This window comes from Acrocarpospora macrocephala, from assembly GCF_009687865.1.
Taxonomy (GTDB): Bacteria; Actinomycetota; Actinomycetes; order Streptosporangiales; family Streptosporangiaceae; genus Acrocarpospora; species Acrocarpospora macrocephala.
The window spans coordinates 86,188-112,251 of the sequence record NZ_BLAE01000031.1 but is presented as its reverse complement, the minus strand read 5'-3'; the positions used below and the strand labels follow the sequence as shown (position 1 = coordinate 112,251).

The following is a 26,064-nucleotide window of genomic DNA, read 5'->3' as shown; positions in this document are numbered from 1 at the left end:
TCCCACCCACCCAGCCCTTTGTTTCCCCTCGGGCTCCGCCCGCCCCCGTCAGCGCCGGACTCGGGCTGCGCCCGCCCCGGTCATCGAGGCCCCGCCCCGGTCGTCGGGGAAACGGGCCGCTCCCGCCGCTGGCGAAACGGTCATGCTACCCCTGTCAACAATGAATGGGTCGATGACATTCCAACACAGCGCAAACTGGCCAAAAAGTAGGTCAGCCGCCGAGGAGTTCTTCCCAGGGGCGGCGGGCGGAGGTGTGGTGCAGTGGGTCGAGGGCCTGGGAGAGGCGCCAGAGGCCGGGGCGGGTGCGCATGCGGTCCAGGCCCAGGGGGTCCACGGCGTGCAGGACGAAGGGGGTGCCGAGGACCTGGAGGGTGCTGTTGCCGGGGTGGTGGGCGAGGTCGTCCAGGCCGGAGTCGGTGAGGCGGTCCAGGAGCAGGGCGGCGAGTTCATGGGCGTAAGGGCCGTCGCGCCATTCGATGTTCCAGGCGTGGTCGGCGCCGAGCCACCAGCTGAGGTCGCGGCAGGAGTCGATGGCGTCGGTCTCGGCGGCCAGCGCGGCCAGCACGCGGCCGAAGGCCTCATAGCGCACGGCGTCGCCGGGCCCTTCGGCCGGACCGCCACGTGGGTTTCTGGCGTGTTGCCGCCGCCTCTTCGCCCCTGAACTCACGGGAGACAACTGTGATCGCGCGCGCCACCCCCACGCAAGCCCCAATTCCCTCCGTAGCGGAACGTTCCCCCACAGCACCACACAATCCCACAAGCCCAACCCAACCCCCTCCGCCCCGCAACCCGCAACCCGCCCAACAGCACCGCGCAAGCTCACGAGCCCCAGCACGGCCTCCGTGGTGGAACGGTCGCGGGTTTCTAGGGATTTCGTCTCGGAAAGATCGACAAAATGCTCGGGCGGGCACGATCCGTCGCGTCGGGGGGAGACGGCACTGGCCGTGCGCGGTTGGATGGGTGAAGAATCGCAAGTATCCGTGTCTTGGAGGCTCTGGTGACGTTGCGTGTGGCGATCGTGGGCTCTGGTCCCGCCGGGATCTACACCGCGGAGGCTTTGACGAAACAGTCCGCGGGGCCGGTCGAAGTCGACGTGCTGGAACGTCTGCCGACTCCTTATGGCCTGGTGCGGTATGGCGTGGCTCCCGACCACACTTCGATCAAGTCCATCGCGCATTACCTGCGGCGTGTCCTGGAGGCTCCTGGCGTGCGCTTCCTCGGCGGGGTCGAGTTGGGCGCCGATCTCCATGTCGAGGACCTGCTGGCCTGTTATGACGCGGTCGTCTACTGCACCGGCGCGATGGTCGACCGCCAGCTGGGCATCCCGGGCGAGGATCTGCCGGGCAGCGTGGCCGCCACCGACTTCGTGAACTGGTACTGCGGGCATCCGGACGCCCCGGACTTCACCCTGGACGTGGCGGAGGTGGCCGTCGTCGGTGTCGGCAACGTGGCCGTGGACGTGGTCAGGATCCTGGCCAAGACCGCCGACGAGCTGCGCGCCACCGACATTCCCGAGCAGGTGCTGACCGCGCTGGCCGAGTCCCGGGTCAAGCGCATCCACATGATCGGCCGCCGGGGCGCGGCCCACGCCAAGTTCACCCTCAAGGAACTGCGGGAACTCGGCGAGCTGTTGAACGCCGACATCCTGACATTTCCGGACGAGGTGGCGGTCGAGGACCTGACCGACCTGTCCCGCCAGATCCGCGGCAACGTCGACGTGCTGCAGTCCTGGTCCACCCGCCCCCCGCAGGACCGGCCGCGACGCCTGGAGGTCCGGTTCTGGCTGCGCCCGGTGGAGATCCTCGGCGTCTCCCGGGTGGAGGGCATCCGCCTGGAGCGCACCCGCCTGGAGGACGGCCGCGTGGTCGGCACCGGCGAGTTCGAGACGATCCCGGCCGACATGGTGCTGCGCTCGGTCGGCTACCGCAGCGTGCCGTTGCCGGGCGTGCCGTTCTCCGAGCGGAGCATGACGGTCCCCAACGAGGCGGGCCGGGTCCGCGACCGCGAGTATGTGGCGGGCTGGCTCAAGCGTGGCCCGACCGGTGTGATCGGCACCAACAAGTCCGACGCCGCGGAGACCGTCCGCACCCTGCTGGCCGAGGTCACCCCGCAGCCTTCGCGGCCGACGCTGGATGACCTGCTGGCCGCGCGGGGGGTGCGGCCCGTGACGTACCAGGACTGGCTGGCCATCGAGGCGGCGGAGGAGAAGCTGGCCAGGACGCTGGACCGGGGCGAGAAGGTGAAGCTGGTCGGGCGGGCGGCCATGCTGGACGCGTTCGGTGGTGCCGACCGCAGGTGAGCGTGCTGGAGATCCGTGTGCTGGGGCCGTTCGAGGTCCTGTCGGACGGAACTCCGGTGCCGTTAGATGGGCGGCCGCGCGAGGTGCTGGCCCTGCTGGCGGCGGAGGCCGGTCGCCCGGTCAGGACCGAGACGATCCTGCGGCGGCTGGACTTCGCGTCCAAGGGCAACCTGCAGTCGTCGGTGTCCCGGTTGCGGCGGGCGTTGCCCGGCGAGGTGGTGCTTACCGTGCCGCACGGATACGCGCTGCGCGCCGACGTGGACGCCGTCAGGTTCGCCTCGCTGGTGACGCGGTCCCGGACCGCGGAGGATCCCGATCCGCTGCTGGCGGAGGCACTGGCGTTGTGGCGCGGCGAGCCGTACGCGGATTTCAGCTTTCTGGAGGCGGAGCGCAAGCGACTGGCGGCGCTGCATGGCGAGGCGGTGGAGCGGCGCAACGAGGCGCGGCTGGCCGCCGGGCAGGGCGCCGAGCTGGTCGCGGACCTGGAGGAGCTGCTGCTGCGGCATCCGACCAGGGAGAAGTTGTGGGGCCAGCTGATGCGGGCGCTCTACCGGTCGGGGCGGGTGGCCGAGGCGGCGCAGGCTTTCCAGCGCGCCCGGGAAGCGCTCCTGGAGGAGGGTTTCGAACCGGGGCCCGAGCTGGCGGGGATCCAGCGGGATGTGCTCGCCCACGACTCCCGGCTGGTGCAGGGGGACACCTGCCCCTACAAGGGGCTGGCCCGATTCGAGCGCGACGACGCGCCCTACTTCCACGGCCGGGCGAAGCTGGTGGCCAAGCTGGTCGCGCACCTGTCCCGCGCGCCTCTGGTGGCGGTGGTCGGCGCGTCCGGGAGCGGGAAGTCGTCGGCCGTGCGGGCCGGGCTGCTGCCGCGGCTGGCCGGGGAGGCGCTGCCGGGGTCGCGGCACTGGCGGCAGGTCGTGCTGACTCCCGCGACCACCCCGGACCTGGCCGCGGCGCTGCCGGAGGAACCCGCGGTGGTCTTCGTGGACCAGTTCGAGGAGGTTTTCACCACCTTGACCGCCGAGCGGCGGCAGGTGTTCCTGGACACGCTGGTCGGCTGCCCGCACAAGGTGGTGCTCACCCTGCGCGCCGACTACTACGGCGGCTGCGCCGACCATCGCGAGCTGGCCCGGCTGGTCGTGGACGCCCAGGTGCTGGTCGGCCCGATGACCAAGGACGAGCTCGCCGAAGCCATCCAGGCGCCCGCCGGGCAGGTCGGCCTCACGCTCGAGGACGGCCTGGTCGAGGCGCTCCTGGCCGACGTCCACGACCAGCCTGGCTCGCTGCCGCTGCTCTCCACCGCCCTGCTGGACTTGTGGGAGCGCCGCGAGGGCCGCACCCTCACCCTGGCGGCCTACCAGCGTTCCGGCGGGGTGCGCGGCGCGATCGAGCGGATGGCCGAGCGCGCGTACGCCTCGCTCACCGAGCCGGAGCGGCGGATCGCCCGCTCAATCTTCCTCCGGCTGGCCGACGGCGGCGAACGATTCGTCCGGCGGCGGGTGGCCATCGGCGAGCTGGCCGATCCGGAGGTGCGCCGGGTGCTCGGGCTGCTGCTCGACCGCCGCCTGCTGATCACCGACCACGACACGGTGGAGGTCGCCCACGAGGCGCTGCTGACCGAGTGGCCCCGGCTGCGCGACTGGCTGGAGTCCGACGCCGAGGGCCGCGCGCTGCGCCGCCACCTGTCCCCGGCCGCCCGGGACTGGGCCGACCGGGGCCGGGACCCGGCCGAGCTCTACCGGGGCGCGCGGCTGTCCGGCGCGCTGGACTGGGCGGCCGGGCATCCGGAGCTGCTGACGGCGGTGGAGCGGGAGTTCCTGGACGCCTCGGCGGCCGAGGCCGAGCGGGAGTCGCGGAGCCGGTCCACCCGGCGGCTGCGGGCGATGGCCGTCTCCCTGGTGGCCGTGCTGATCATCGCCGCCATGGGATGGACCCAGAAGACCGGCTCGGACGAGGCCCGGCTGATCGCCGACGCGGAACGGCTGGTCGCGCAGGCCGTCAGCGACCCCGATCCGGCCCGCGGCGGCCTGCTGGCCGTCCAGGCGGTGCGCATGTATCCGACCCCGCTCGCCCAGCGCACCCTGCTGGCGCTGCTGTTCGCCAATCCCCGCCTGCTGCGCGGCACCCCGGCCCTGCCCGAGCTGGTCGGCGCGACGGCGCTCAGCGGCGACCGCCGCCGGCTGGCGATCTCCTCCGAGCTGGGCCGCGTCCAGGTGTACGACATCGCCACGCTCGACCCCGTCGGCCCGCCCATCGACGCGGGCCCCACCATGGTCCGCCGGATCTCGCTGGACCAGGGCGGCCGGCGGCTGATCACCATGAACCGCCCGGGCACCCCGGTCCGGATCTGGGACGTCGCCACGGCCACCCCCCGCAACCTGAGCTCCCGCCACGGCCGGATCCCCGACACGGCCGTCTTCGTCGCGGGCGACGCGATCGCCGCCGTGGTGGCCGAGCACATCGAGGTCTGGGATGCGGAATCCGAGCGGGTGCTGCCCAACTCCGAGACCAACAGCGGCCTGTTCACCAGCGGCGACCTCGCCCACCTGGCCGTGACCACGGTGTCCGGCCGGACCCGCGTGCTCGACCTGCGCGGCCGGCTGCTCGGCGACCTGCCGACCGTCTCCGCCGAGACCCAGGCCCTCAACCGGGACGGCACCGCGCTGCTGACCACCGCGATCGACCAGATCACCATCTGGGACGTGCCGACGGGCCGCCCGGAGGGCCCGGTCCGGTACGGCACCGACATCACCTGGGCGTCCTGGTCGGCCGAGAACACCGAGGTGATCTCCGGCGACGGCCTGGGCCGGGTGAACGTCTGGGACGCGGCCACCCGGCAGCTGCTGCGCAGTTTCCCGGCCGCCGGGCGGGTGGCGGGGGCGGAGATCGCCGAAGGCGGCCGGACCCTGGTCAGCGTCACCCTGGACGGCGTCATCCTCACCTGGGACCTGACCGGTGAGCGCGGTTTCGGCGCCCCCGTACGGATCGGCGAGGGCGTCGACGGCCGGATCGACGGCTTCCGCGCGGCCTGGAATCCGAACGCCGTCTACGCGAGGGACGGGCAGGTGTGGGAGCTCGGCCTGACCCCCGGCTCGGCCGAGCGCCCGCTGGCCTCCTTCAACGGGGCGGACGGGGTCGTGGCCGGGGTGGGCGGGGGGAAGATCGTGGTGGCCACCACGGATGACGTGCAGGTGATCGGCGGGCTGACGCGTAAGATCTTCAACCCGCTGGCGGCGCTGTCCCGCGACGGAACCCGGCTGGCGATCACCACCCAGCCGACCGACACGACCGCCGACCGGCCGATGCTGGAGATCGTGGACACCGGTACGAACGCCACCCTGGCCACCGTTCCACTGCCGGCCAAGGCGTCCGTCCTCGCGTACACACCCGACGGCACGCTGCTGGTCGGCCTCCTGAACGGGACCGTCGCCGTGCTGGACGCCGGTGGCAGGCAGGTGCGGGCTCCGCTCGCGGTGGCCAGGAGCGACGCGGAGGTCTCGGCGATCGGGTTCGGCCGGGACGGGCAGGTCGCCTTCGGGGCCGACGACGGGCAGCTGTCGCTGTGGGACTCCGGGACCTGGGCGCCGCAGCGGGTGCTCTCGCGCACCAGGCCGGGGCAGTACCGCAGCATCGCGATCTCGCCCGACAACCGGTTCGTGGCCAGCAGCCAGGCGGATGGCCGGATCTCGCTGCACGAGGGCGGCACCGGGCTGCTGATCGGCACCACGCCCGGGCCGTACGACAACACCTCCCGGTTCCTGACCTTCGACGGCAGCGCGCTGCTGAGCGTGTCCAGTGACCGGTCCGTGCACCGGTGGGACCTCGATCTGGAGTCGGCCCGGCGGCGGGTCTGCGCGGCGGCCGGGCGTGACCTCACCGTGGCCGAGTGGGACGCGTTCCTGCGGGGGTACCCGTACCAGCGGCAGTGCGCCTGACCTGGGCGCAAGCGCGGGACAAGCGTTCGGTGAGCGGTTGGCAAGCCGGGGCGGCTGCACTGGGAGCATGCGAACGACTCTCGGCCTGCTGCTGGCCGCATCCCTGACGTTCCCCGCCCTCCCCGCCGAGGCCGCCGTCTCGGCCCCGAGCTCATTCACGGTGCACTCCGCCTGGGTGCGCCTCACCTCCGGCGCCCCGCTCAAGCGGGACGACTTCATCGGAACCATGACCAAGGACGGCACCCTCTACACCCTCAACGGCACCCTCAAGGACCGCCACGGCGAAGGCTCCTCCGCCTACCTCTACATCTCCTGGAGCCCCAAGAGCAGCTGGATCGGCTTCGACCCGGGTGACGACCGTGTCGGCGTCCCGGGCAGCCAGCGCGTGATCGCCAAGTTCCGGTCCCCCCGGTTCGTGAAGCTGCGCGTCTGCGACAAGCCGAAGACCTCCAGCAGCCCCGGCTGCGGCAGCTGGAAGTTCGTGGTGGGCTCATGATCAGATGGCCTTTCCTGGGCCGGGACGAGGAGCGCGCCGCCCTCGCCGCCGCGCTGGACTCCGGCGGCGGCGTGCTGCTCACCGGCCCGCACGGGGTCGGCAAGAGCGCCCTGGCCGCCCAGGCGGGCGGCCTGCGGCTGCGCGGCACCGGCCCCAGCGTGGCGCTGGGCGCGTTCGCGCACCTGCTGCCGGCCGACGCCCCGCACGCCAACCTGCTCGCCTGGGCGGCGGAGTGGCTCGGCCCGGGGCTGCTGCTGATCGCCGACGACGCGGATCGGATCGACGACGCCTCGGCCGCGCTCCTGCACCACCTGGTCACCCGCGACCAGGCCAAGGTCGTCGTGGTGGCCAGAGGCGAGGCAGCCGTGCCCGCGCCGCTGCGCGCGCTCGATCTGCCCCGCCTGGAGCTCGCGCCGCTGCGGCAGGAGCACGCCGCCCGCCTGCTGACGGCCGCGCTGGGCGGCCGGGTGGAGGGCGCGACCGTGCGACGGTTCTGCCGCGCCGCCGCGGGCGATCTGCGCTTCCTGCGCGAGCTGGTCACCGCCGCGCTGGCCGCGGGGGCGCTGGCCCGGCTGGACGGGGTCTGGTGCTCGCGGGGGCAGTTGCCGCTCAGTCCGTGCCTTCGGGAGCTGGTGCGGGCCGAGATCGGCGAGCTGGACGAGGACGAGCGCGACGTGCTGGAGCTCGTCGCCGTGCACGAGTCCGTCGACGCCGCCCTGCTGCTGGCCCGGGGCAACCCTGACGCGGTGCACCGGGTCGAACGCCGCGGCCTGATCACCTCCTGCCCGCGCGGCCAGTCCCTGCTGGTACGGCTCGCGCACCCGATGTACCAGGCCGTGATCCGCGAATGGGTGGGCCCGCTCCGCGCCCGGCACCAGATCCACCGCCTCTCCCCCGCCGACACCGCCATGACCGACCGGGAGCAGCAGGTGGGGCAGCTCGCCTCCTGGGGCCTGACCAACCGCGAGATCGCCGACTGGCTGGGCGTCTCGCACCGCACGGTCGGCAACCACCTGCACCGCCTGTACGCCAAGGTCGGCGTCAACGACCGCACCCACCTGGCCGAGGTGCTGACGTTTCCGCGCTGACCCCCGATCTGCCAGGATCTCCGGATGGAAACCACCTTGGGCCCGGTGGAGATCGCGGGATTCGCCGAGACCCACGGGGAACAGCACGCCCGCTATCCGACGGCGAGCCTCCCCTGGCAGCCCGTGCACACCGTCTATGTCCCGGCCGACCGGCTGACCTCGACCACCCCCGCCGACTGGGGCCGGGCCGCGACAGAGCTCCTGGACCGCCATCTCCCCACCCCTGAGGCCTTCGCCGCCGTGTTCGATCACGACGGCCTCCCGAGAGTGGCGGCCAAGCTGGCCACCGAGCCGATCGAGGACCTGCGCGTGGACTTCGAGGACGGTTACGGGGTGCGTCCCGACGAGGACGCCGACACCGAACGTGCGGCGGTCGCCATCGCCGCCATGCACGCGGCGGGTTCCCTCCCCCGCCGCTGGGGTCTGCGGGTGAAATCCTTCGCCGACGGCGATCCCGCCCGCGCGATCCGCACCCTGGACGGTTTCCTCACCGGCGTAATCCGAAATATCGGACAACTCCCGGCGGGCTTCACCGTCACCTTGCCAAAAGTACTCATGTCAGCTTATCTCGGACAATTCGCGACATATCTGGACGAATTGGAGGATGGGCTTGGTTTGCCGTACCAGACGCTGGGATTTGAGATGCAAGTGGAAGCGCCGCAGACGGTGTTGTTCCTTTCCGAGGCCACGCGGGCGTCGGGAGGGCGGCTACGGGCCGCGCATTTCGGGGTTTTCGACTACACCGCCGCCTGCGGTTTGCCGCCGCACGAGCAACGGCTGGACCATCCGGCCTGCGATCATGCCAGGAACGTGATGCAGACGACGCTGCTCCCGGAGGGGATCGAGCTCTCCGACGGCTCGCTGGCCGCCTCGCCCGCCTCGGACTCCCGCGACGACGTGCTGGCCCTGTGGCGACGCCACGCCCAGCTGGTACGGCACTCGCTCGGCAACGGCTTCTACCAGGGCTGGGACATGCACCCCTCCCACCTGGTCAGCCGCTACGCCACCACCTACGCCTTCCACCTGCGCCACTACGACGAATATCAGTCACGCGTCCGCGCCTGGCACGAACAGCGCCAGGAGGGCGGTGTCATGGACGAACCCGCCACCGTGAAGACCATGACCGCGGCGCTCACCCGCGCCCACCACTGCCTAGGAATCGAGTAGCCGCCGCCATTCGGCCACCCGGGCCCGCTCCACCGGCAACTCCCACGACTCCCGCACCGCGCCCCCCACATGGAACGCCTTGACCCCGTAATCGTGCAGCACCGGCACGTGCTCCCGCCGCAGGCCGCCCCCTGCCATGATCAGCGCGCCGTCCCCGGCCTCGGCCCGGGTGCGCAGGATCGGCAGCCCGCTCGCCACGCCCTTCGGCGAACCCGCCGACAGCACGGTGGCCAGGTTGGGCAGCAGCCGGACCGCCCGCCACCCCGCCTGTACGTCGGCGGCCCAGTCCACCGCGCGATGGAAGGTCCACGGCAGCGGCGCGACCGCGTGGATCAGCGCCTCGGTGGCGCCGCGGTCCACGGCGCCCTCCGCGTCGAGGAAGCCGAAGACGAACCCGGCGGCCCCCGCCTCGGACAGTTCCCTGGCGGAGCGGCGCAGCCGGTCGAGCTCCTCGGGGCTGACCGTGAACCCCGCGTTGGACCGCAACATCACCATCTGCGGGAGCGTGCACTCCTTGGAGATCGCGGCGACCGTCTCCGGAGCCGGCGTGAGCCCGTCGGCGGACATGTCCGCCACGATCTCCAAGCGGTCCGCGCCGCCCTCCTCGGCGGCCACGGCATCGCGCACGTCCAGCGCGATCACTTCAAGCAGCGATCCGGTCATGGACCGAACATTATCGGGTCCGTTTGCGGGGCCGTACGGCATCCGCCCTGTTCAGCACCGAGTCAGTGTGATAGCAGAGCCTTTTGCTTGGGGACATATGTGGTCAGATCGTGCACACGGGCAGGCATGAAGCCACCCCGGACGCCCGCCGGGCGTTCGAACAGCGCGCCGGAGGCCCGGTGCGGCAGGTCGACCGTGCGGACATGCCGGAAGCGCTGGCCCAGGTAGTAGCGCTGCAGGCGGTTGTTGTCCTTGGAGCAGTCCAGCCGGACGAAGCGGCAGCCCGCGGCCAGGGCGCGCAGGCCCGCCCAGTCCAGTAACGCCTCGCCCACGCCGAGCCCGGAGTAGTCCCGGTTCACGGCCAGCTTGTGCACGTACAGCGCGGCCTCGGGACGGTCGCCGGGGGTCCAGAACTCGGCGTCGGCGTGGTCGTCCAGCGCCATCACGCCCGCGGTCCCGTCCTCCGCGTCGAGCACGTAGAAGTTCCCGGCACTGATGAGCGGCTCGATCCGCTCGGCCGGGAAGCCGCCGACCGGCCACTGCCGCACCCCGAGCGAGTTCAGCCAGCCGGCGGCGCGGGCCAGCAGTGAAAGCACGCCCGAAAGGTCGGCGTGGGTAGCCCTGCGAAGCGTGAGTTCTGCAGAGAGATTGAGGGTGTCAGAGCGCATGACAGGTCCTTTCGTTGCTACGGGTGTCGTTGTGATTACGTAGAGTCACGGTTTGACGCCGCACGGCTTCCAGCCGAGTGGCGGCGAGAGGGGTTCACAAGGTCGTTAAGGCCGACCGGAAAGAGCGCCCGCGTGCGAGAAGGCGGGCGTGATATCGGCGATGGCGCCGTTTCTGGCAGACGTCACCACTGCCCCGAGCGCGGCCAGGGGGTCGCTCGCGGCGGTACCTCGCGTTGGGCCGCCCGATCAGGACGGCCCGTGTTCGGTCAATGACGTTCCAGCTCGTACCTGATCAGGTGTTTGTCGGCGGGCAACACGGACACGGCGACGCGGACGGGGACGTCCTCCTCGTCGTATCCGACTCGGACGTAGACCACAACCGGGGTTCCAGGTTCCAGTTGCAGCCGGGCGGATTCATCGGGGGTCGGCATCCGTGCCGAAATATCGTCGATAACACGGACCTGCGGATGCCCGAGCTCTTCCAGCACCCGGTTCGCGCCCCGCTTGATGTCGCCCGGACGGACGATCTCGGAGTCGCTCACCAGCTTCAGCGGGAAGTAGGAGTCGTTGGTGTTGTACGGCTGCCCGTCCACGAACCGTAACCGCCGCCGCACGACGGCCAGCGCCCGGTCCTCGACGAGCTCCAGCCGGGTCGCGATGTCCTCCGGCGGCTGGACGATCTGAACCTCGATGTTCTGGTCGGCCTGGCGACCCTCGGAGGTGACCGCGAACACGAACGAGTCGAAACGGGGGCGGCTGTCGCCTCGCGGCAACAGCTCGTCCTGCGGGCGCATGAGCAGCGGACGGCGTTCCCGGACGAAGGTGCCGCGCCGGCGCATCCGGAGGATGAGCCCCTCGTTCTCGAGCTCGCCCAGGGCCAGCCGCACGGTGTTGCGGCTGACCTGATGGCCGTCCATCAGCTCGGTCTCGGTGGGGATCTGATCGCCGGGCCCGAATTCGCCCGAGTAGATCGCCCGCCGGAGTTCGGAGGCCACCTGCTGGTAGAGCGACGATCGTGCCATTTTCCCTCAATCCACCCTTTTGTGCCAACAAATCTAGACGATCTCGGTCTGACTTGGAACAACCACTTGACCTGACGCTGGGATCCGCGCATTATCCAAACGTTGGTACAAATCCATCCAATGGGGGTGGGCCGGTGTTGACGGTCCGTGCGGGTAGGTCTGCCTGCTGTCGCGCGATCCCTGTGAGGCAACGCGTTTACTGCGCTACGCGTTACATCACCAGGGTCAACACCACTACCAATGCCACATTCGAGGTCAAGTCGAATCTGCCGAGATCGACCTGATCCCGCTGACTCCGCGCGACTAACGGCACGGACGACCCCATCCCTCGCCGGGGTCGTACGCGCCACGCCGGGGCGGTACGTGTCCTGGCGGGTCCCCCACGCCCGCCAGGACACGTGTCCGTTAGAAAGAAAACGGCTCCCCTCCCGGGCCTGGGAAGGGAGCCGTGTCTTGCTCGGATCAGCCGAGCTTCTCCGCGCCGACCAGGCGCACGCAGGTGGCCAGACCGCTGATGGCCACCTCCAGCTCCTCCAGGTCCGGGTACGTCGGGGCGATCCGGATCGTCCGGTCGGCCGGGTCGTTCCCGTACGGATGTGTGGCCCCGGCGGGAGTAAGCGCGATCCCGGCCTCCGCCGCCCTGCGCACGACCTCCTTGGCGCACCCGTCCGGCACCTCGAGGCTGATGAAGTAGCCCCCCGCCGGGCTCGACCAGCTGGCCAGCCCCGTGCCGCCGAGCTCCTTGCTCAGAATGCGGTCCACGGCCTCGAACTTCGGCCGGATCAGCTCGGCGTGCCGGCGCATGTGGGCGCGCAGCCCGTCCTCGTCCCGCAGGAAGATGACGTGCCGGAGCTGGTTGACCTTGTCGGCGCCGATCGTGCCCTTGCCCAGGAAGCCGAGGAACCAGGCCACGTTGGCGGGCGAGGACCCGAAGAAGGAGACCCCGCTCCCGGCCAGCGTCACCTTCGAGGTGGATCCGTAGACGAAGACCCGGTCGGGGTGGCCCGCCTCGGCGGCCAGCGTGAGCACGTCGGCGATCTCCGCCGGCTGGTCGGTGAGGTGGTGCACCGCGTACGCGTTGTCCCAGAAGATGCGGAAATCGGGGGCGGCGGCCGGCATCGCGGCCAGCCGGGCCACGGTCTGGGCGCTGTAGCTGACACCGTCCGGGTTGCTGTACTTGGGCACGCACCAGATGCCCTTGATCGCGGCGTCGGCGGCGACCAGCCGCTCGACCTCGTCCATGTCCGGGCCGTCAGGGGTCATGGGAACCGGGATGAGTTCGATCCCGAATCGCTCGCAGAGGGCGAAATGCCGGTCATATCCGGGCACCGGGCAGAGGAACGCGACGCGCTCCTCGTCCGCCCACCGGCGCTCGCCGCCGACCGGGACGCCGAGCAGGCAGTACACGATCGAGTCGTGCATCATCGCCAGGCTGGAGTTCCCGCCGACGATCAGCTGTCCGGTGGGGACCTGCAGCACCCCGCTGAACAGGGCGCGCAGTTCCGCGAGCCCTTGCAGCCCGCCGTAGTTGCGGGTGTCGCTCCCGTCCGCCGCCGTGTGCGCGTCTCCCGGCAGCCGCAGCAGTTCCGCCGACAGATCCAGCTGCGTCGACGAGGGCTTCCCCCGGGTGAGGTCCAGCTTGAGGCCCTTGCCTCTTAGCTCCTCGTAGTCCCGTCGCGCCCGCTCGATCTCCACCGTTCCGCCTCCGCCCGTTGCCGCTGATTCGCTACGAAAGGATAGACCCGGTTTCCGGATCCCACAGATCGAGGCTGTGTGCCCTGACGAGCGCGGCGATTCTGCCGAGTGCTTCGCCGGCGGGGAGCGGGGGGAGGGTGCGGGAATCGCGGAGGCGGAGCGAGACGGTGCCGGCGGCGGCTTCGCGGGCGCCGATAATGGCCTGGTAGGGGGTCAGGTGGGCGGCACGGATCCGCGCGGACAGCGAACCTTGTGCGGAAATATCGGCACGTAGGCCGAGTTCGAGGCAGCGGCTGGCGAGTGCTTCCGCCGCCGGGATCTCGTCTTCGGAGATCGGCAGGACGATCAGCTGGCGGGGCGCCAGCCAGGCGGGGAAAGCGCCGCCGTGGACCTCGATGAGATGGGCGACCGCCCGTTCGATGCTGCCGATGATGCTGCGGTGGACCATGACCGGGCGGTGGTGCGCGCCGTCCTGCCCGGTGTACTCCAGGTCGAACCGGGCCGGTTGGTAGAAGTCGATCTGCACGGTGGACAGAGTGGACTCGCGCCCCGCGTGATCGACGATCTGAACGTCGATCTTGGGTCCGTAGAAGGCGGCTTCGCCCTCCTCCGCCTCGTACGGCACTCCGGCCTCCTTCAGCACCTCGACCAGAAGCGCGCTTGCCCTTTCCCAGAGCTCCGGGTCCGCGACGTACTTGCCCCCGGGCCCGGGAAGGGACAGGCGGTAGCGAACCGGCTGGATTCCCAGCGCGTCATAGGCGGCGGCGATCAAGTCCAGGGCGGCCTTCGCCTCGTCCACGGCCTGATCGGGGGTGCAGAAGATGTGGGCGTCGTTGAGCTGGATCGCGCGCACCCGGGTGAGCCCGCCGAGCACGCCGGACAGCTCGGCGCGATACATGCCGCCGATCTCGGCCATCCGCAGCGGCAACTCGCGGTAGCTGTGACCCCGCGAGCGGAACATCAGCGCGTGATGGGGACACAGACTCGGCCGCAACACCACCTGCTCCGCGCCAAGATCCATAGGCGGGAACATGTCCTCGTGATAGTGCGCCCAGTGTCCTGAAATTTCGTACAACTCGCGTTTGCCCAGAACAGGTGAGTACACGTGCCGGTATCCGGCCTTCCGTTCGACGTCGCGGATGTACTCCTCCAGCGCCAGCCGCACAGCCGCGCCATCGGGCAGCCAGTACGGCAACCCCGACCCGATCAGCGGATCGGTGTCGAACAGATCGAGCTCGCGGCCGAGCTTGCGGTGGTCGTACATGACGGTCTCCTCGCGGGAATCATGGGGCGAGCGACCGGGAAACACGAAAGCCCGGGGCGTCGCCCCGGGCTTGGCACATCAGGAATCAGCGCGCCGGGACAACCTCCGGCGTCGTCGTCATGGCGGCACGCTTGATCATGGGCCTCACCTTAGTTCCAACTCCCCCCACCCGCGAGCGTATTTCCGATAACCGTCACCCCAGGACGGCGACCTGTCGGATCTGCAACGCTTATACCTGTTCAGCACCCACCCGATCATCGCCGAGCTTGGGGCTGCCCAGATGACCCCGTCGTATCCACCTGCGCACGGTCTGCTCAACGGAAAGGTCGCCCTGGTCACGGCTGCCGCCGGCGCCGGCATCGGCTACGCCACGGCCAAACGCTGCGCCGAGGAGGGCGCCACGGTCGTCGTCTCCGACCGGCACCAGCGGCGGCTCTCCGAGGCGGCCGACTCGCTGACCGCCATCACCGGGGTCAAACCGCTCGCCGTCTCCTGCGACGTCACCTCCGAATCCCAGGTGCTCGCCCTGTTCGACGCCTCCCTGGAGGCGTACGGCCGGATCGACATCGTGGTCAACAACGCCGGGCTCGGCGGCGCCGTGGAACTCGCCGAGATGGCCGACGAGCAGTGGTCCGCGGTGCTGGACGTGACCTTGAACGGCACCATGCGCTGCACCCGGGCCGCCCTGCGGCACATGATCCCGCGCCGGTCCGGGGTGATCGTCAACAACGCCTCGGTGCTCGGCTGGCGGGCGCAGCGCGGCCAGTCCCACTACGCCGCCGCGAAGGCCGGGGTGATGGCGCTGACCCGGTGCGTGGCGCTGGAGGCCGCGCCGCACGGCATCCGGGTCAACGCGGTCGCCCCCTCCTCGGCCGGGCACCCGGTCACCACGGGCGACCTGCTCGCCGAGCTGACCGCCCGGGAGGCGTTCGGCCGCCCGGCCGAGCCCTGGGAGGTGGCCAACGTGATCGTCTTCCTGGCCAGCGAGTACGCGACGTACATGACCGGCGAGGTGGTGTCGGTGTCCAGCCGGCATCCCTGACTCAGCCCAGGAGATCCGCCAGGGCCTTGGCGAACATGTCGGGGGCGTCGAACTCGGCCTTCAGGTAGAGGTAGGGCTCGGTCAGCTCCAGCTCGATCAGCACCGGCTCGCCGTCCGGCATCCGGACCACGTCGACCCGGGCGTACAGCAGTTCCTCGGCCACCTGCCCGAGCACCCGCTCAGCCAGCTCGAACTGGTCCTCGTCGGGGTCACGCAGGGTGAACTTGCCGTTCCCGGCGACCCCGTCGCGCATGTCGTGCGCCAGCATCGCGTTGCGCCGCACCGCGTGGCTGAACTGGCCGCCGAAGTAGATCAGCGACAGCTCGCCCTCATGCTCCACGGTCTCCAGGTAGGGCTGCACCATGATGGTCCGCCCCTGGCTCTCGAGTTCGACGGCGAACGCCTCGGCCTGCTGCCGGTCACCGGTCCTGATCGTGTCCCGGGCCCCGGCGGAGATGGCGGGCTTGACCACGTACTCATCCCAGACCGGGAGGTCGATGGAGCTCCAGTGAGTCGGCACGATCGGCACACCCAGGTCGCGCAGATAGGTCTTGTCGGTGTTCCAGGTGAGCACGGTGGCCGGGTTGAGCAGCCGCGTCGCCGCCCCCGCCCGCCGGGCCCAGGCCGTGAACTCGTCCCGGCGATGCACGTAGTCCCAGGTGGAGCGGACCACGGCCGCGTCGAAGGAGGACCAGTCCACGTGCGGGTCGTCCCAGCGCACGGGCGCGCCCTCAATGTCGGCCCCGAGCCAGGCCGCGAGCATCACCTCCCGCTCGTCGTCCCAGCCGTCCCACGTGACATACGCGACCTTCATCGTTCTCCTCGTTGTACTCAGGAAGCCCATGAATACAACAGCGGCGCGCGCCGGGCCCTTCCGGGTCCCGGCGCGCGCGTTCCTCCGGTTAGCGGAACCGGTAGGAGAGGCCGGCGCTGCCCCCGCGGGTCGCGGTGGCCGCGATGCCGTTGATGTTGTTCACGTTGGTCGAGCCGCTGCGGCCGAAGTTGGTCGCGGCGATGTTGCTGAAGTTGTTGCCCGACTGGGCCGAGTCGACGTTCCGGCTGCTGTTCCTGGTCCAGGTGTCGGCCTGGGCGGGGGTCGCCACCATGGCGGCGCCACAGGCGGCGGCGAGAACGGCGGTGGTCACGGCGATCTTCTTGAACATCTCGTCTCCTTCGTCAGTGCTGCGGGACTAGTTCGGCCATGCGTATCGCGTCGGTGACCTAGTAGAAGATGTAGGTGACCGTGACGCTGCCGCCCGAAGCGGTCGCGGCGATGCCGTTGATGTTGTTGACGTTGGTGGAGCCAGTGGAGCCGGCGTTCCGGGCGGCCACCCAGCCGAAGTTGTTGCCCGACTGCGCGGAGTCCCGGTTGGAGCTCCAGTTGGAGGTCCAGGTGTCGGCGTGCGCCGGGGTGGCGATCAAGCTCGCGCCGCAGGCGGCGGTGAGGATGGCGCCGGTCACGGCGATCTTCTTGAACATCTCGCTCCTTGGGGTACGCCAGAGCCGTGAGCGCGAACAAGGAACGACGGGCCCAGCCGTCCACGTTCGCTTGACTCCCGGTTGATCTGGCCGGTCAAAGCAAGAGCGAGCATATAGCTGAGCGTGGCTAAATGATAGCTCTACGTAATCAAAATTTGGGATCGCGTCAGGAGAACGCCGCCACCTGACCGGTCAGCGTCTCCGCCGCCGCCTGCCCGCACACCCGCGCGGCCCCATGCGTGGCGATGTGCACCGCCCCCAGGTCGGTGCGTCCCGGCAGCCCCATCTCCACCACGACCCCGTCGGGACGCCGCGCCAGCAGGTGCGCCAGCGCGTCCATCTGCCAGGCGTGCCGGTGGGCGTCCCGCACCACGATCACCAGTGGCCGGTCCACGGCCTGGGCGAGCACGTCGGCGGGCAGGCCGTCGGCCAGCTCCGGCTCGTGCAGGCGCGTCACGGTGGTCCCGGGCAGCAGCTTGCCCAGCGGCTCCCCCACCCCCCACGGCATGCCCTTGTCGATCGCCAGGTTCATCTCCGGCGACAGCTCCACCACGTGCGGCGCCACCACGATCGGCAGCACGGAGCCGTCGTCCCGGCTCACCCGGATGGCCCGGCGCGCGGCGGCGAGTCCCACCGGCTCGCGCGTCAGCGGCGCGACCCGGGCGGGACGCCAGGCGGCCAGCGCCCGCACCCGCGCCGCCGCGTCGGCCAGCCGCTCCTCCGGCAGCCACCCCTCGAAGACCGCGTCCACGATCGCGTCCCTGATCAGCTCCACGATGGTCTCGTCGGCGTGCTCGCCGCCCACGCAGATCGCGTCGGCCCCGGCCGCGATGGCCCGCGCGCTCGCCCCGCCGATGCCGAAAGGCCCGGAGACCGCCGCCATCTCGATACCGTCCGTGACGATCAGGCCCTCGAAGCCCAGCTCCCGGCGCAGCAGCTCGGTCAGGATGGCCGGGCTCAAGGTGGCGGGCGACTCCCGGTCGTACGCGGAGACGAGCAGGTGCCCGGTCATGATCGAGCGCACGCCCTCCGCGATCGCGGCCCGGAACGGGCGCAGCTCGACCGCCTCCAGGTCCTCGCGGCTCCCGCCCACCACCGGCACGCTGTAGTGCGAGTCCACCGAGGTGTCCCCGTGCCCCGGGAAGTGTTTGGCGCAGGCCGCCACTCCGGCCGACTGCAGCCCGCGCACCCACGCCGCGGTGTGCCGCGCCACCAGCTCGGGATCCGCGCCGAAGGAGCGCAGCCCGATCACCGGATTGTCCGCGTTGGAGTTGACGTCCGCGGCGGGCGCGAAGTCGATCGTGACCCCCGCCGCCGCCAGATCCCAGCCGACGTCCCGCGCGACCGCCTCGGTCAGCGCCTCGTCGTCCACGACGCCCAGCGCGTAGTTGCCGGGCCGCGAGCTGCCGGTCCTGGCTTCGAGGCGGGTCACCTCCCCGGCCTCCTCGTCGATGCCGACGACGACGTCCGGATTCTCCGCGCGCAGCGCGGCGGTCAGCTCGGCCAGCTGGCTGGGCGTGTCCACGTTGCGGGAGAAGAGGACCGCCCCGGCGAGACCGTCGCCGAGGCGACGCCGCAGCCAGTCAGGGGGCGTGGTTCCCAGGAAGCCGGGGAACAGGACCGTGTCTGCCAGACGCAACAGCTCCATGCTTCGCGTCATGCGGCACCGCACTTGGACATGCCCGAAATCTAATAGGAAAGTTTCCTATTCGCTAGGGGGCTGACCTCCTATTTCACAGATCGGTTCGTTGCAGTTTGCTGTCGACGACACGGAAGCCCGCAGCGGTGACCACCGGTGCGCCGGGCTGGTCCACGAACTCGACGGCCCGGTAGTCCACCGTGAAGTCGGACATGCCGGCCGTGACCACCAGGTAGCCGCGCCGGCCGTCGAAGAACTTGAGGTGCGGGTTGAGCGCCAGCATCGCGGTCCCGTCGGTGGCCGGCGGGCGGCTGGTGACCGAGCTCGTGACGAACTCCACCCCGCCGCCGAACTCGCCCGCCCACGCGTTGTGCACGTCCCCGCTCAGCACCACCAGGTCGCCCGTCGCGGCGGCGAGCACCTTCGCGCGCGAGTCAGGGAAGCCGTCCCAGGCGTCCGTGCTCGGCGGTTCCAGCGGGAACTTCCGCGGCGCGAAGAACAGCGCCTGGGCGATCACCTTCCACCGCGCCGTCGACGCGCGCAGCCGGGCGGTCAGCCACTCCTGCTGCTCGACCCCGAGCATGTCCTTGCCCTTCCGGTACTGCCGGGCGTCCACGAACATGAAGTCCGCCACCTTGCCGTACGGCCGCCAGCGGTAGAACTGCAGGTTGTTGCCGACCGGCCGGACCCGCAGCGGCAGGTGCTCGTAGTACGCCTTGTAGGCGGCGTTGCGCCGTTTCAGGAACGCGGACTGGCTGGACCCGTCCCCCGGCAGCAGCCCCGCGTAGTTGTCCCGCACCTCGTGGTCGTCCGGCATCGTGATCCACGGCGCCGCCGCGTGCGCCGCCTGGAGGTCCTTGTCCAGCTGGTAGCGCGCGTACCTGCGGCGGTAGGCGGCCAGCGTTTTGCACTCCTCCGTCGCCTCCAGCGGCCTGATGTACCGCCCCGGCTGCGGATTGGCGGGCTTCCCGTATTCGTAGACGTAGTCCCCCAGATGGAAGACCACGTCCGGCCGCTCTTCCGCCACGTGTTTGAGCACGGTGAAGAAGCCGTGCTCATACCGCTGGCACGAAACCACCGCGACCTTTATCGGCTCCGTGGAATCGGGTCCAGGGGCCGTTTTCGTACGCCCTACGGGACTCGTATGCCCATCCACGCTGAACCGATAGAAATACTCGGTCCACGCCCGCAGCCCGCTGACGCGCACGTGCACGCTGTGCGCCCAGTCGGGCTGCGCCGGCGCGGTTCCCGACTGGATGACGCGGGTGAATTCCGCGTCTTCCGCCAGCTCCCATTTGACGGAGAACACCTGATTCGGCATGCCGCCAGGCTTACTCCCGTGCAGCGGCTCGACCGCCAGCCGCGTCCACAAGATCACCCCATCAGCGGACGGTTCCCCCGAAGCCACCCCAAGGGTGAACGGAAACCCTAATTTCGCCATAGAGGGATCTTCTAGTAGCCCGATGACGTATGCGTACCAATTCGAGAGAGAATCAGGCTTTGAACGCCTTTCTGATGAGCGGGGTGAGCAGGGCCAGCGCGGCGAGCACCAGCAGGACGACGGCGACCGGGCTGCGGACCAGGGTGGTGACGTCACCCGCGCCGATGGCGAGCGCGCGGCGGAGCTGGATCTCGGCCATCGGGCCCAGGATCAGGCCGATCACGGCGGGGGCCACCGGGAGGCCGAACCTGCGCATCGCGAAGCCGAGCAGGCCCAGCAGGTAGAGCACGATCAGGTCCACCCACGAGTTGTTCAGCGCGTAGACGCCCAGCGCGGCGAAGAGCACGATCCCGGCATACAGGTACGGCCGCGGCACGCGCAGCACCCGGGCCCACAGCGGGGCCAGCGGCAGGTTGAGCACCAGCAGCATGGTGTTGCCGATGAACAGCGAGGCCACCATGCCCCACACCAGGGCGGGGTTGTGGTCGAACAGCTGGGGGCCCGGCTGCAGGCCGTACTGCTGGAAGGCGGCGAGCATGATGGCGGCCGTCGCGGAGGTGGGCAGGCCCAGGGTGAGCAGCGGGACCAGGGTGCCGGCGGCGGAGGCGTTGTTGGCCGCTTCCGGGCCGGCGACGCCCTCGATGGCGCCCTTGCCGTACTCCTCCTTGGCGGGGCCTTTGGCTATCCGCTTCTCCACCGCGTACGACAGGAAGGTGGGGATCTCGGCACCGCCGCCGGGCAGCGCGCCGAACGGGAAGCCGAGGGCGGTGCCGCGCAGCCAGGGGCGCCAGGATCTGGCCCAGTCGGCGCGGCCCATCCAGGCCCGGCCCACGGGCATCACCTCGGGCGGCGCGTGCCGGAGCCGGGAGGCGACGTAGAGCGCTTCGCCGAGGGCGAACAGGCCGACCGCGACGATCACCACGTCGATGCCGTCGAGGAGTTGCGGGATGCCCAAGGTGAGCCTGGCCTGGCCGGTCTGCTGGTCGATGCCGACCAGGCCGATGGCCAGGCCCAGGCTGAGCGAGGCCAGGCCGCGCACGACCGAGCGGGACAGCACCGACGAGACGGCGGTGAAGGCGAGGATGGCCAGCGCGAAGTAGTCCTCGGGGCCGAAGGAGATCGCGAAGTCCACCACCAGCGGCGCCGCGACCACCAGCAGCGCGGTCGCGATCGTCCCGGCCACGAAGGAGCCGATCGCGGCGGTGGCGAGCGCCTGGGCGGCCCGGCCGCGCCTGGCCATCTTGTTGCCCTCCAGCGCAGTGATCATCGAGGAGCTCTCGCCGGGGGTGTTGAGCAGGATGGAGGTGGTGGAGCCGCCGTACATGCCGCCGTAGTAGATTCCGGCGAACATGATGAACGCGCTGGCCGGGGGCACGTTGAAGGTGATCGGCAGGAGCAGGGCCACGGTCATGGCCGGGCCGATGCCGGGCAGCACGCCGACGAGGGTGCCGAGGGTGACGCCCATCAGCGCGTACAGCAGGTTGACCGGGGTGAGGGCGGTGGCGAAACCGTCGAGCAGCAGGTTCAGGGAGTCCACTCAGATCACCCCGGACAGCAGGCCGCCCGGCAGGGTGACCCCGAGCCCCTTGACGAACGCCAGGTAGGTCGCGACGGCCAGGATGATCGCCACCACGGCGGCCCTGAGGCGGTCCCGCGCGCCGAGCGCCAGGGCCAGGCCGAAGAAGAGCAGCGCCCCCGCGATCACCCAGCCGAGCAGGTCCAGCAGCGCGGCGAAGATCAGGAAGATCACGCTGACCAGGCCGACGCCGCGCCAGTCGGCGGGGGCCCGGGCGTCCACGTCCTCGCTCTCCTCCGGGTCGCCGTGCCCGCCGCGGACCACGTCGACGACGTAGCAGATACCGATGACGATCATCGCGGCGCCCACCAGCAGCGGGAAGAACCGGGGACCGAGGCCGAGCGTGGAGGCCGCCGCCGCCACGTTCGCGGTCCCGGCGATCACGAAGACGCCGAGCCCGAGCACGATCAGGGCGAGGGCCAGTTCGGGCCGGCGCCAGGAAGGAACGACGCCACGCGAGGTGACGTCGTTCCGCTCATCTGGTACGGACATCAGGACACGAGTCCCATTTCCGCGATGATGCCCTTGACCCGGGCCTGCTCCGCGGTGAGGAAGTCCGCGAACGGCTGGCCGGTCTGGAACGCGTCGATCCACCCGTTCTTGGCGACCGCGTCCTTCCACGCCTGCCCGTCGTGCATCTTGGTGACCAGATCGGTGAGGGACTTGACGCCCGCCTCGTCCAGCCCGGGCGCCGCGACGAAGCCACGCCAGTTGGCCAGCTCGACGTCCAGGCCGCCCTCCTTGATGGTCGGCGAGTCGAGCGTGGGAATCCGGGCGGGGGCGCTGATCCCGAGCGAGCGCAGCTTGCCGGACTTGACGTGCTCGGCGAACTCGCCGATGCCGGAGATGCCGATCGAGACCTTGTTGCCGAGCAGCGCGTTGAGCGCCTCGCCGCCGCCGGAGTGGGCGATGTAGTTCACCTGCTTGGGGTCGATGCCCGCCGCCTTGGCCATCAGCCCGGCCAGGATGTGGTCGGTGCCGCCCGCGGAACCACCGGCCACCGAGACCTTCGCCGGGTCGGCCTTCCACGCCGTGACCAGGTCACCCAGGCTCTGGAAGGGCGATTCCGCCGGAACCACCACGATCTCGTACTCCTCGGTGAGCCGGGCGATCGGCGTCACCTCGGCGAGGGTGACCGCGGACTTGTTCTGCTCGACCGCGCCGACCATGACCAGGCCCATGGTCATCAGCATCCCGGCGTCGCCCTTCTCCTGCGCGAGCTGGGCCAGGCCGATGGTGCCGCCCGCCCCCGGCACGTTGAAGACCTCGACCTTCCTGGCGGGATCGACGGACTTGATGGCCTGCTCGGCCGTACGCGAGGTCTGGTCCCAGCCGCCGCCGGGCGCGGCCGGGGCCATGATGCGCAGGGCGCTCGCCCCGCCGGCCGAATCCGTTCCGGCGCCGCACGCCGTCAGCGACGCGACCACCGCCGCCAGTAGGGCGAGCCTGGATATCTTCATGATCACTCCAACACCGTGAGTTGCAATGTGGTGAGGATCGTGGGCGCACCGGTCGCCGCTGTCGATGCTTGGCGTGCTTGCCGTCGTATTGGTGGTATTGGTCAAGCCGCCGCAATCGCGCTGTTATCCGGACCCCCGTATATTTCGGCCAGATGTCCGACGGCCGGAAGAGCAGGTGAGGGACCGTGCGACGCGTGAGCAACCCCTCCCTGGGCACCCAGCTGTTCGTGCTGCAGATGGTCATCGTCCTGCTCGCCGTGGGCGGCACCGCCACCGTCTGGGCCCAGCACACCCGCCGCCAGCTGGACGACCAGTACCGCCAGCGGGCGCTGGCCATCGCCCAGTCCGTGGCCGGGCTGCCGGAGGTGCGCGAGGCGTTCAAGTTCCCCAAGCCCGAGGTGCTGCTCCAGCCGATCGCGGCGGGCGTGCAGCGGGCCACCGGCGCCGACTACGTGGTGATCGCCAACCGGGACCAGATCCGCTACGCCCACCCGAACACCGCGCTGATCGGGCAGCGATTGTCCACGGACGGGTCTGAGGTGCTGGAGACCGGCCAGACCTGGACCGGCTTCCAGACCGGCACCCTGGGCCGCTCGGTCCGGGGCAAGGCGCCGATCTTCGACGAGGCCGGGCAGGTGATCGGCCTGACCTCGGTCGGCGTGCTGGAGCAGACCGTCGCCGACCAGCTCGGGTCCGCCCTGCCCCCGCTGATCTGGACCGTGCTGGCCGTCCTGGTCGCGGGCTCGCTGGCCGCGGCCCTGATCGCGCAGCGGGTGCGCCGCCAGACCTTCGGCCTGGAGCCCAGGGAGATCGCCGCCCTGCTGGAGCAGCGCGAAGGGGTGCTGCACGGGGTCAAGGAGGGCGTGCTCGCGCTCGACCTGACCGGCAGGGTGACGCTGGCCAACGACGCCGCCAGGGAGTTGCTGGACCTGTCCGCCGACGCCGTCGGGCAGGACCTGGCCGAGATGCCGCTCTCCGGCCGGGTCCGCGACGTGCTCGGCGGCGACGACCCCGGCGAGGATCGCATCGTGCTGCACCAGGGCCGGGTCCTCGTCCTCAACCGCACCCCAGTCTCGGTGCGCGGCCAGCACCGGGGCTGGGTGGTGACCTTCCGCGACCGCACCGAACTGGTCCGGCTGTCCAGGGAGCTGGACGACGCGAGCACCACGACGGACGCGCTCCGCGCCCAGGCCCACGAGTTCGCCAACCGCATGCACACCGTCGTCGGCCTGCTCGAACTGGGCGAGCACGAGACCGCCGTGCGCTACATCACCCAGACCACCGAGGCCTACAGCCAGTTCGCCCAGGGCATCAGGGAACGGGTCGCCGACCCCACGCTGGCCGCCCTGCTGCTGGCCAAGTCGGCCGAGGCGGCCGAACGCGGTGCCTCGCTGGTGGTGGCCGAGGAGTCCCGGGTGGACGACCTGGAGGATCCCAGGGACGCTGTGCTCGTGGTGGGCAATCTGGTCGCCAACGCGATCGACGCGCTGGAGGGCACCGGCGGCGTGGTCGAGGTGCTGGTCCGCACCGACGACGCCGGGCTGCACGTGCGGGTGCGCGACTCCGGCCCGGGCATCACCCCGGACCTGGCCGAGGAGGTCTTCCGCGAAGGCTTCACCACCAAGATCGCGCACTCCGGGGCGCGAGGGCTCGGGCTCGCGCTGACCCGGCAGACCTGCCTGCGGCGGGGCGGCTGGGTGCGCCTGCACAACGCCGACGGGGCCGTGTTCACCGCCCTCCTCCCTGCCGCGGAGGTACGGAGATGAAAGTCCTTGTCGTGGACGACGACTTCATGGTGGCCCGCATCCACGCCGGATATGTCGCCAGAACGCCTGGTTTCACCGTCGTCCGTAGCGCTCACACCGGCCGGGCCGCGCTCACCGCTGTCTCCGAGAACGCGCCGGACCTGGTCCTGCTCGACATCTACCTGCCCGACATGTCAGGTCTCGATGTGCTGCGGGCGATCCGGGGCTTGGCTCAGCCCGTCGACGTGCTCGTCATCACCGCCGCCCGCGATGTCGGCACCGTCCGCGCGGCCCTGCGTGGCGGCGCGGTCAACTATCTGATCAAGCCGTTCACCGCCGGAGCCCTCTCCGACCGCCTGATGCGCTACGCCGAGACCCGACGCCACCTCACCGGGATCGGGGGCGAGGCCCGCCAGGAGGATGTGGATCGTCTCTTCGGCGCGTCCATCACCGTGCATCTGCCCAAGGGTCTCTCCCAGACGACCTGCGCGCTGGTCGCCGAGACGCTCCGCCGTACCGGCACCGACCTGTCCGCCGCCGAGGCCGCCACCCTCACCGGGCTGTCCCGGGTCAGCGCCCGCCGGTACCTGGAGTACCTCTGCGCCACCGGCCGCGCCGAACTCCGCCCCCGCTACGGCACCGCGGGACGCCCCGAACACCGCTACAGCTGGACCGGCAGCTCCTGAAGGAGCAGTGCCGCGACCTCGTTTGCGTCGCGATTCCGGCAGTCGATTCGGGTCTGCCGCCAGCCGCGGCGTTCCAGGAAGCGGTAGACCTCGTCGTACAGGGCGAGTTCCCGCACAGGCGAACCGATGCGCTCCAGCCGTGACAGCCTTCCGCGTGCACGCAACCGCTGTTCCAGCACGTCAGGCCGGTGGTGCAGGTAGCAGGACAGGGACGCCGGAGGCACATGCGCGTTGTATCGCCAAATGTCCTCTAGAGGAAGCTGATCCAGCTGTTGCAGCGCCAGGGACGACTGCACGTAGCGGTCGCTGATCACCACCTGCCCCGCGGCCAGCGCGGGACGGATCTCCTCCTCGACATGGAGCGTGCGGTCGGCGGCCACCGCCAGCGCCAGCGCCCTGCCGGGCCAGGTTTCCTCGCCGTCCCTCGCGAGCCGCCCCAATGGGGTATCCGTCGGTTCTGTCGTGACGTGCACGGGAAAACCGCGTTCCCGCATTCGCGCGGCCAAGCAACCGACGGTGGTGGACTTCCCTACCCCATTGGGTCCTTCCACAACGATAAACATTCGCGCGTCCCCCGACCAAGCTGATTTCCCTCACTTATATGAAATACCCCTTAGGGGTTTATTTCCCTTAAGGGGTATACGTCTCATCTGCTCCATTGACGGTAATTCGACCCGGGAAGAGTCTGACGCCACGCGC

General features: G+C 70.6%; 23 protein-coding genes. 8 read left to right on the top strand and 15 right to left on the bottom strand.

All coding sequences use genetic code 11. The features are described 5' to 3' along the window. Nucleotides 1–211 precede the first annotated feature (211 nt). The gene (locus tag Amac_RS26120; RefSeq protein WP_246268701.1) at nucleotides 212–667 is read right to left on the bottom strand and encodes a hypothetical protein; all 456 of its coding nucleotides are present in this window, start codon (nucleotides 665–667) and stop codon (nucleotides 212–214) included. A 330-nt stretch (nucleotides 668–997) separates the two neighbouring features. On the opposite strand from Amac_RS26120, the gene Amac_RS26115 reads away from it, so the two are divergent. The 5 genes from Amac_RS26115 (at nucleotide 998) to Amac_RS26095 (ending at nucleotide 8,985) form a co-directional block, all read left to right on the top strand. Continuing rightward, nucleotides 998–2,299 (top strand): FAD-dependent oxidoreductase, encoded by a 1,302-nt coding sequence (locus tag Amac_RS26115; RefSeq protein WP_155357038.1) that lies wholly within the window; start codon nucleotides 998–1,000, stop codon nucleotides 2,297–2,299. Nucleotides 2,300–2,301: 2 nt separating this feature from the next. Continuing rightward, nucleotides 2,302–6,234 carry an nSTAND1 domain-containing NTPase gene (locus tag Amac_RS26110; RefSeq protein WP_155357037.1) on the top strand — a complete coding sequence of 1,311 codons (3,933 nt, stop codon included), beginning with the start codon at nucleotides 2,302–2,304 and terminating at the stop codon, nucleotides 6,232–6,234. Nucleotides 6,235–6,301: 67 nt separating this feature from the next. Continuing rightward, entirely contained in the window at nucleotides 6,302–6,730 is a 429-nt protein-coding gene (locus Amac_RS26105) for a hypothetical protein (RefSeq protein WP_155357036.1), read from the top strand. Beyond that, on the top strand, nucleotides 6,727–7,818 hold the full coding sequence (locus Amac_RS26100; RefSeq protein WP_155357035.1) for a helix-turn-helix transcriptional regulator: 1,092 nt from the start codon (nucleotides 6,727–6,729) through the stop codon (nucleotides 7,816–7,818). The genes Amac_RS26105 and Amac_RS26100 overlap by 4 nt, the downstream gene beginning before the upstream one ends. Before the next feature lie 24 nt (nucleotides 7,819–7,842). Continuing rightward, a complete protein-coding gene (locus Amac_RS26095) occupies nucleotides 7,843–8,985 on the top strand; it encodes a DUF6986 family protein (RefSeq protein WP_155357034.1) in 1,143 nt (380 codons plus the stop codon). Here the strand turns inward: Amac_RS26095 and Amac_RS26090 are convergent. The 5 genes from Amac_RS26090 to thrS form a co-directional block, all read right to left on the bottom strand. After that, a complete protein-coding gene (locus Amac_RS26090; RefSeq protein ID WP_155357033.1) occupies nucleotides 8,971–9,648 on the bottom strand; it encodes a copper homeostasis protein CutC in 678 nt (225 codons plus the stop codon). The two genes, Amac_RS26095 and Amac_RS26090, sit on opposite strands and share 15 nt — an antisense overlap. A 62-nt stretch (nucleotides 9,649–9,710) precedes the next feature. Continuing rightward, nucleotides 9,711–10,316 (bottom strand): GNAT family N-acetyltransferase, encoded by a 606-nt coding sequence (locus Amac_RS26085; RefSeq protein ID WP_155357032.1) that lies wholly within the window; start codon nucleotides 10,314–10,316, stop codon nucleotides 9,711–9,713. Nucleotides 10,317–10,582: 266 nt separating this feature from the next. Continuing rightward, on the bottom strand, nucleotides 10,583–11,338 hold the full coding sequence (locus Amac_RS26080; RefSeq protein WP_155357031.1) for a GntR family transcriptional regulator: 756 nt from the start codon (nucleotides 11,336–11,338) through the stop codon (nucleotides 10,583–10,585). A 462-nt stretch (nucleotides 11,339–11,800) separates the two neighbouring features. Then, a complete protein-coding gene (locus Amac_RS26075) occupies nucleotides 11,801–13,033 on the bottom strand; it encodes an aspartate aminotransferase type Ic (protein WP_155357030.1) in 1,233 nt (410 codons plus the stop codon). 31 nt (nucleotides 13,034–13,064) lie between these two features. After that, nucleotides 13,065–14,342: a threonine--tRNA ligase gene (gene thrS, locus Amac_RS26070; protein WP_281356341.1), complete on the bottom strand. Its 1,278-nt coding sequence runs from the start codon at nucleotides 14,340–14,342 to the stop codon at nucleotides 13,065–13,067. Nucleotides 14,343–14,577: 235 nt separating this feature from the next. On the opposite strand from thrS, the gene Amac_RS26065 reads away from it, so the two are divergent. Beyond that, nucleotides 14,578–15,339 (top strand): SDR family oxidoreductase, encoded by a 762-nt coding sequence (locus tag Amac_RS26065; protein ID WP_155357028.1) that lies wholly within the window; start codon nucleotides 14,578–14,580, stop codon nucleotides 15,337–15,339. Between the two features lies 1 nt (nucleotide 15,340). On the opposite strand, the gene Amac_RS26060 is transcribed toward Amac_RS26065, so the two are convergent. The 8 genes from Amac_RS26060 to Amac_RS26025 all read right to left on the bottom strand — a co-directional run bounded on the left by Amac_RS26060 (nucleotide 15,341) and on the right by Amac_RS26025 (nucleotide 22,934). Beyond that, entirely contained in the window at nucleotides 15,341–16,153 is an 813-nt protein-coding gene (locus Amac_RS26060) for an ATP-grasp domain-containing protein (RefSeq protein WP_155357027.1), read from the bottom strand. An 88-nt stretch (nucleotides 16,154–16,241) separates the two neighbouring features. After that, nucleotides 16,242–16,502 (bottom strand): hypothetical protein, encoded by a 261-nt coding sequence (locus Amac_RS26055; RefSeq protein ID WP_155357026.1) that lies wholly within the window; start codon nucleotides 16,500–16,502, stop codon nucleotides 16,242–16,244. A gap of 58 nt (nucleotides 16,503–16,560) precedes the next feature. Next, nucleotides 16,561–16,818 carry a hypothetical protein gene (locus Amac_RS26050; protein ID WP_155347624.1) on the bottom strand — a complete coding sequence of 86 codons (258 nt, stop codon included), beginning with the start codon at nucleotides 16,816–16,818 and terminating at the stop codon, nucleotides 16,561–16,563. Between the two features lie 166 nt (nucleotides 16,819–16,984). Continuing rightward, nucleotides 16,985–18,466, bottom strand: a complete 1,482-nt coding sequence (locus Amac_RS26045; protein ID WP_246268698.1) for a glycoside hydrolase family 3 protein — start codon at nucleotides 18,464–18,466, stop codon at nucleotides 16,985–16,987. 85 nt (nucleotides 18,467–18,551) lie between these two features. Next, nucleotides 18,552–19,898 carry an alkaline phosphatase D family protein gene (locus tag Amac_RS26040; protein ID WP_155357024.1) on the bottom strand — a complete coding sequence of 449 codons (1,347 nt, stop codon included), beginning with the start codon at nucleotides 19,896–19,898 and terminating at the stop codon, nucleotides 18,552–18,554. Between the two features lie 52 nt (nucleotides 19,899–19,950). Then, the gene (locus tag Amac_RS26035; RefSeq protein ID WP_155357023.1) at nucleotides 19,951–21,435 is read right to left on the bottom strand and encodes a tripartite tricarboxylate transporter permease; all 1,485 of its coding nucleotides are present in this window, start codon (nucleotides 21,433–21,435) and stop codon (nucleotides 19,951–19,953) included. Next, nucleotides 21,436–21,966, bottom strand: coding sequence for a tripartite tricarboxylate transporter TctB family protein (locus Amac_RS26030; protein WP_155357022.1), 531 nt, complete (start codon nucleotides 21,964–21,966; stop codon nucleotides 21,436–21,438). Then, nucleotides 21,966–22,934, bottom strand: a complete 969-nt coding sequence (locus Amac_RS26025; RefSeq protein ID WP_155357021.1) for a Bug family tripartite tricarboxylate transporter substrate binding protein — start codon at nucleotides 22,932–22,934, stop codon at nucleotides 21,966–21,968. The genes Amac_RS26030 and Amac_RS26025 overlap by 1 nt, the downstream gene beginning before the upstream one ends. A 194-nt stretch (nucleotides 22,935–23,128) precedes the next feature. On the opposite strand from Amac_RS26025, the gene Amac_RS26020 reads away from it, so the two are divergent. Beyond that, entirely contained in the window at nucleotides 23,129–24,700 is a 1,572-nt protein-coding gene (locus Amac_RS26020) for an ATP-binding protein (RefSeq protein ID WP_246268697.1), read from the top strand. Further along, a complete protein-coding gene (locus Amac_RS26015) occupies nucleotides 24,697–25,365 on the top strand; it encodes a response regulator (RefSeq protein ID WP_155357020.1) in 669 nt (222 codons plus the stop codon). Before Amac_RS26020 ends, Amac_RS26015 begins: the two co-directional genes overlap by 4 nt. On the opposite strand, the gene tmk is transcribed toward Amac_RS26015, so the two are convergent. Beyond that, nucleotides 25,341–25,928, bottom strand: a complete 588-nt coding sequence (gene tmk, locus Amac_RS26010; RefSeq protein WP_155357019.1) for a dTMP kinase — start codon at nucleotides 25,926–25,928, stop codon at nucleotides 25,341–25,343. The two genes, Amac_RS26015 and tmk, sit on opposite strands and share 25 nt — an antisense overlap. Nucleotides 25,929–26,064: the final 136 nt, after the last annotated feature.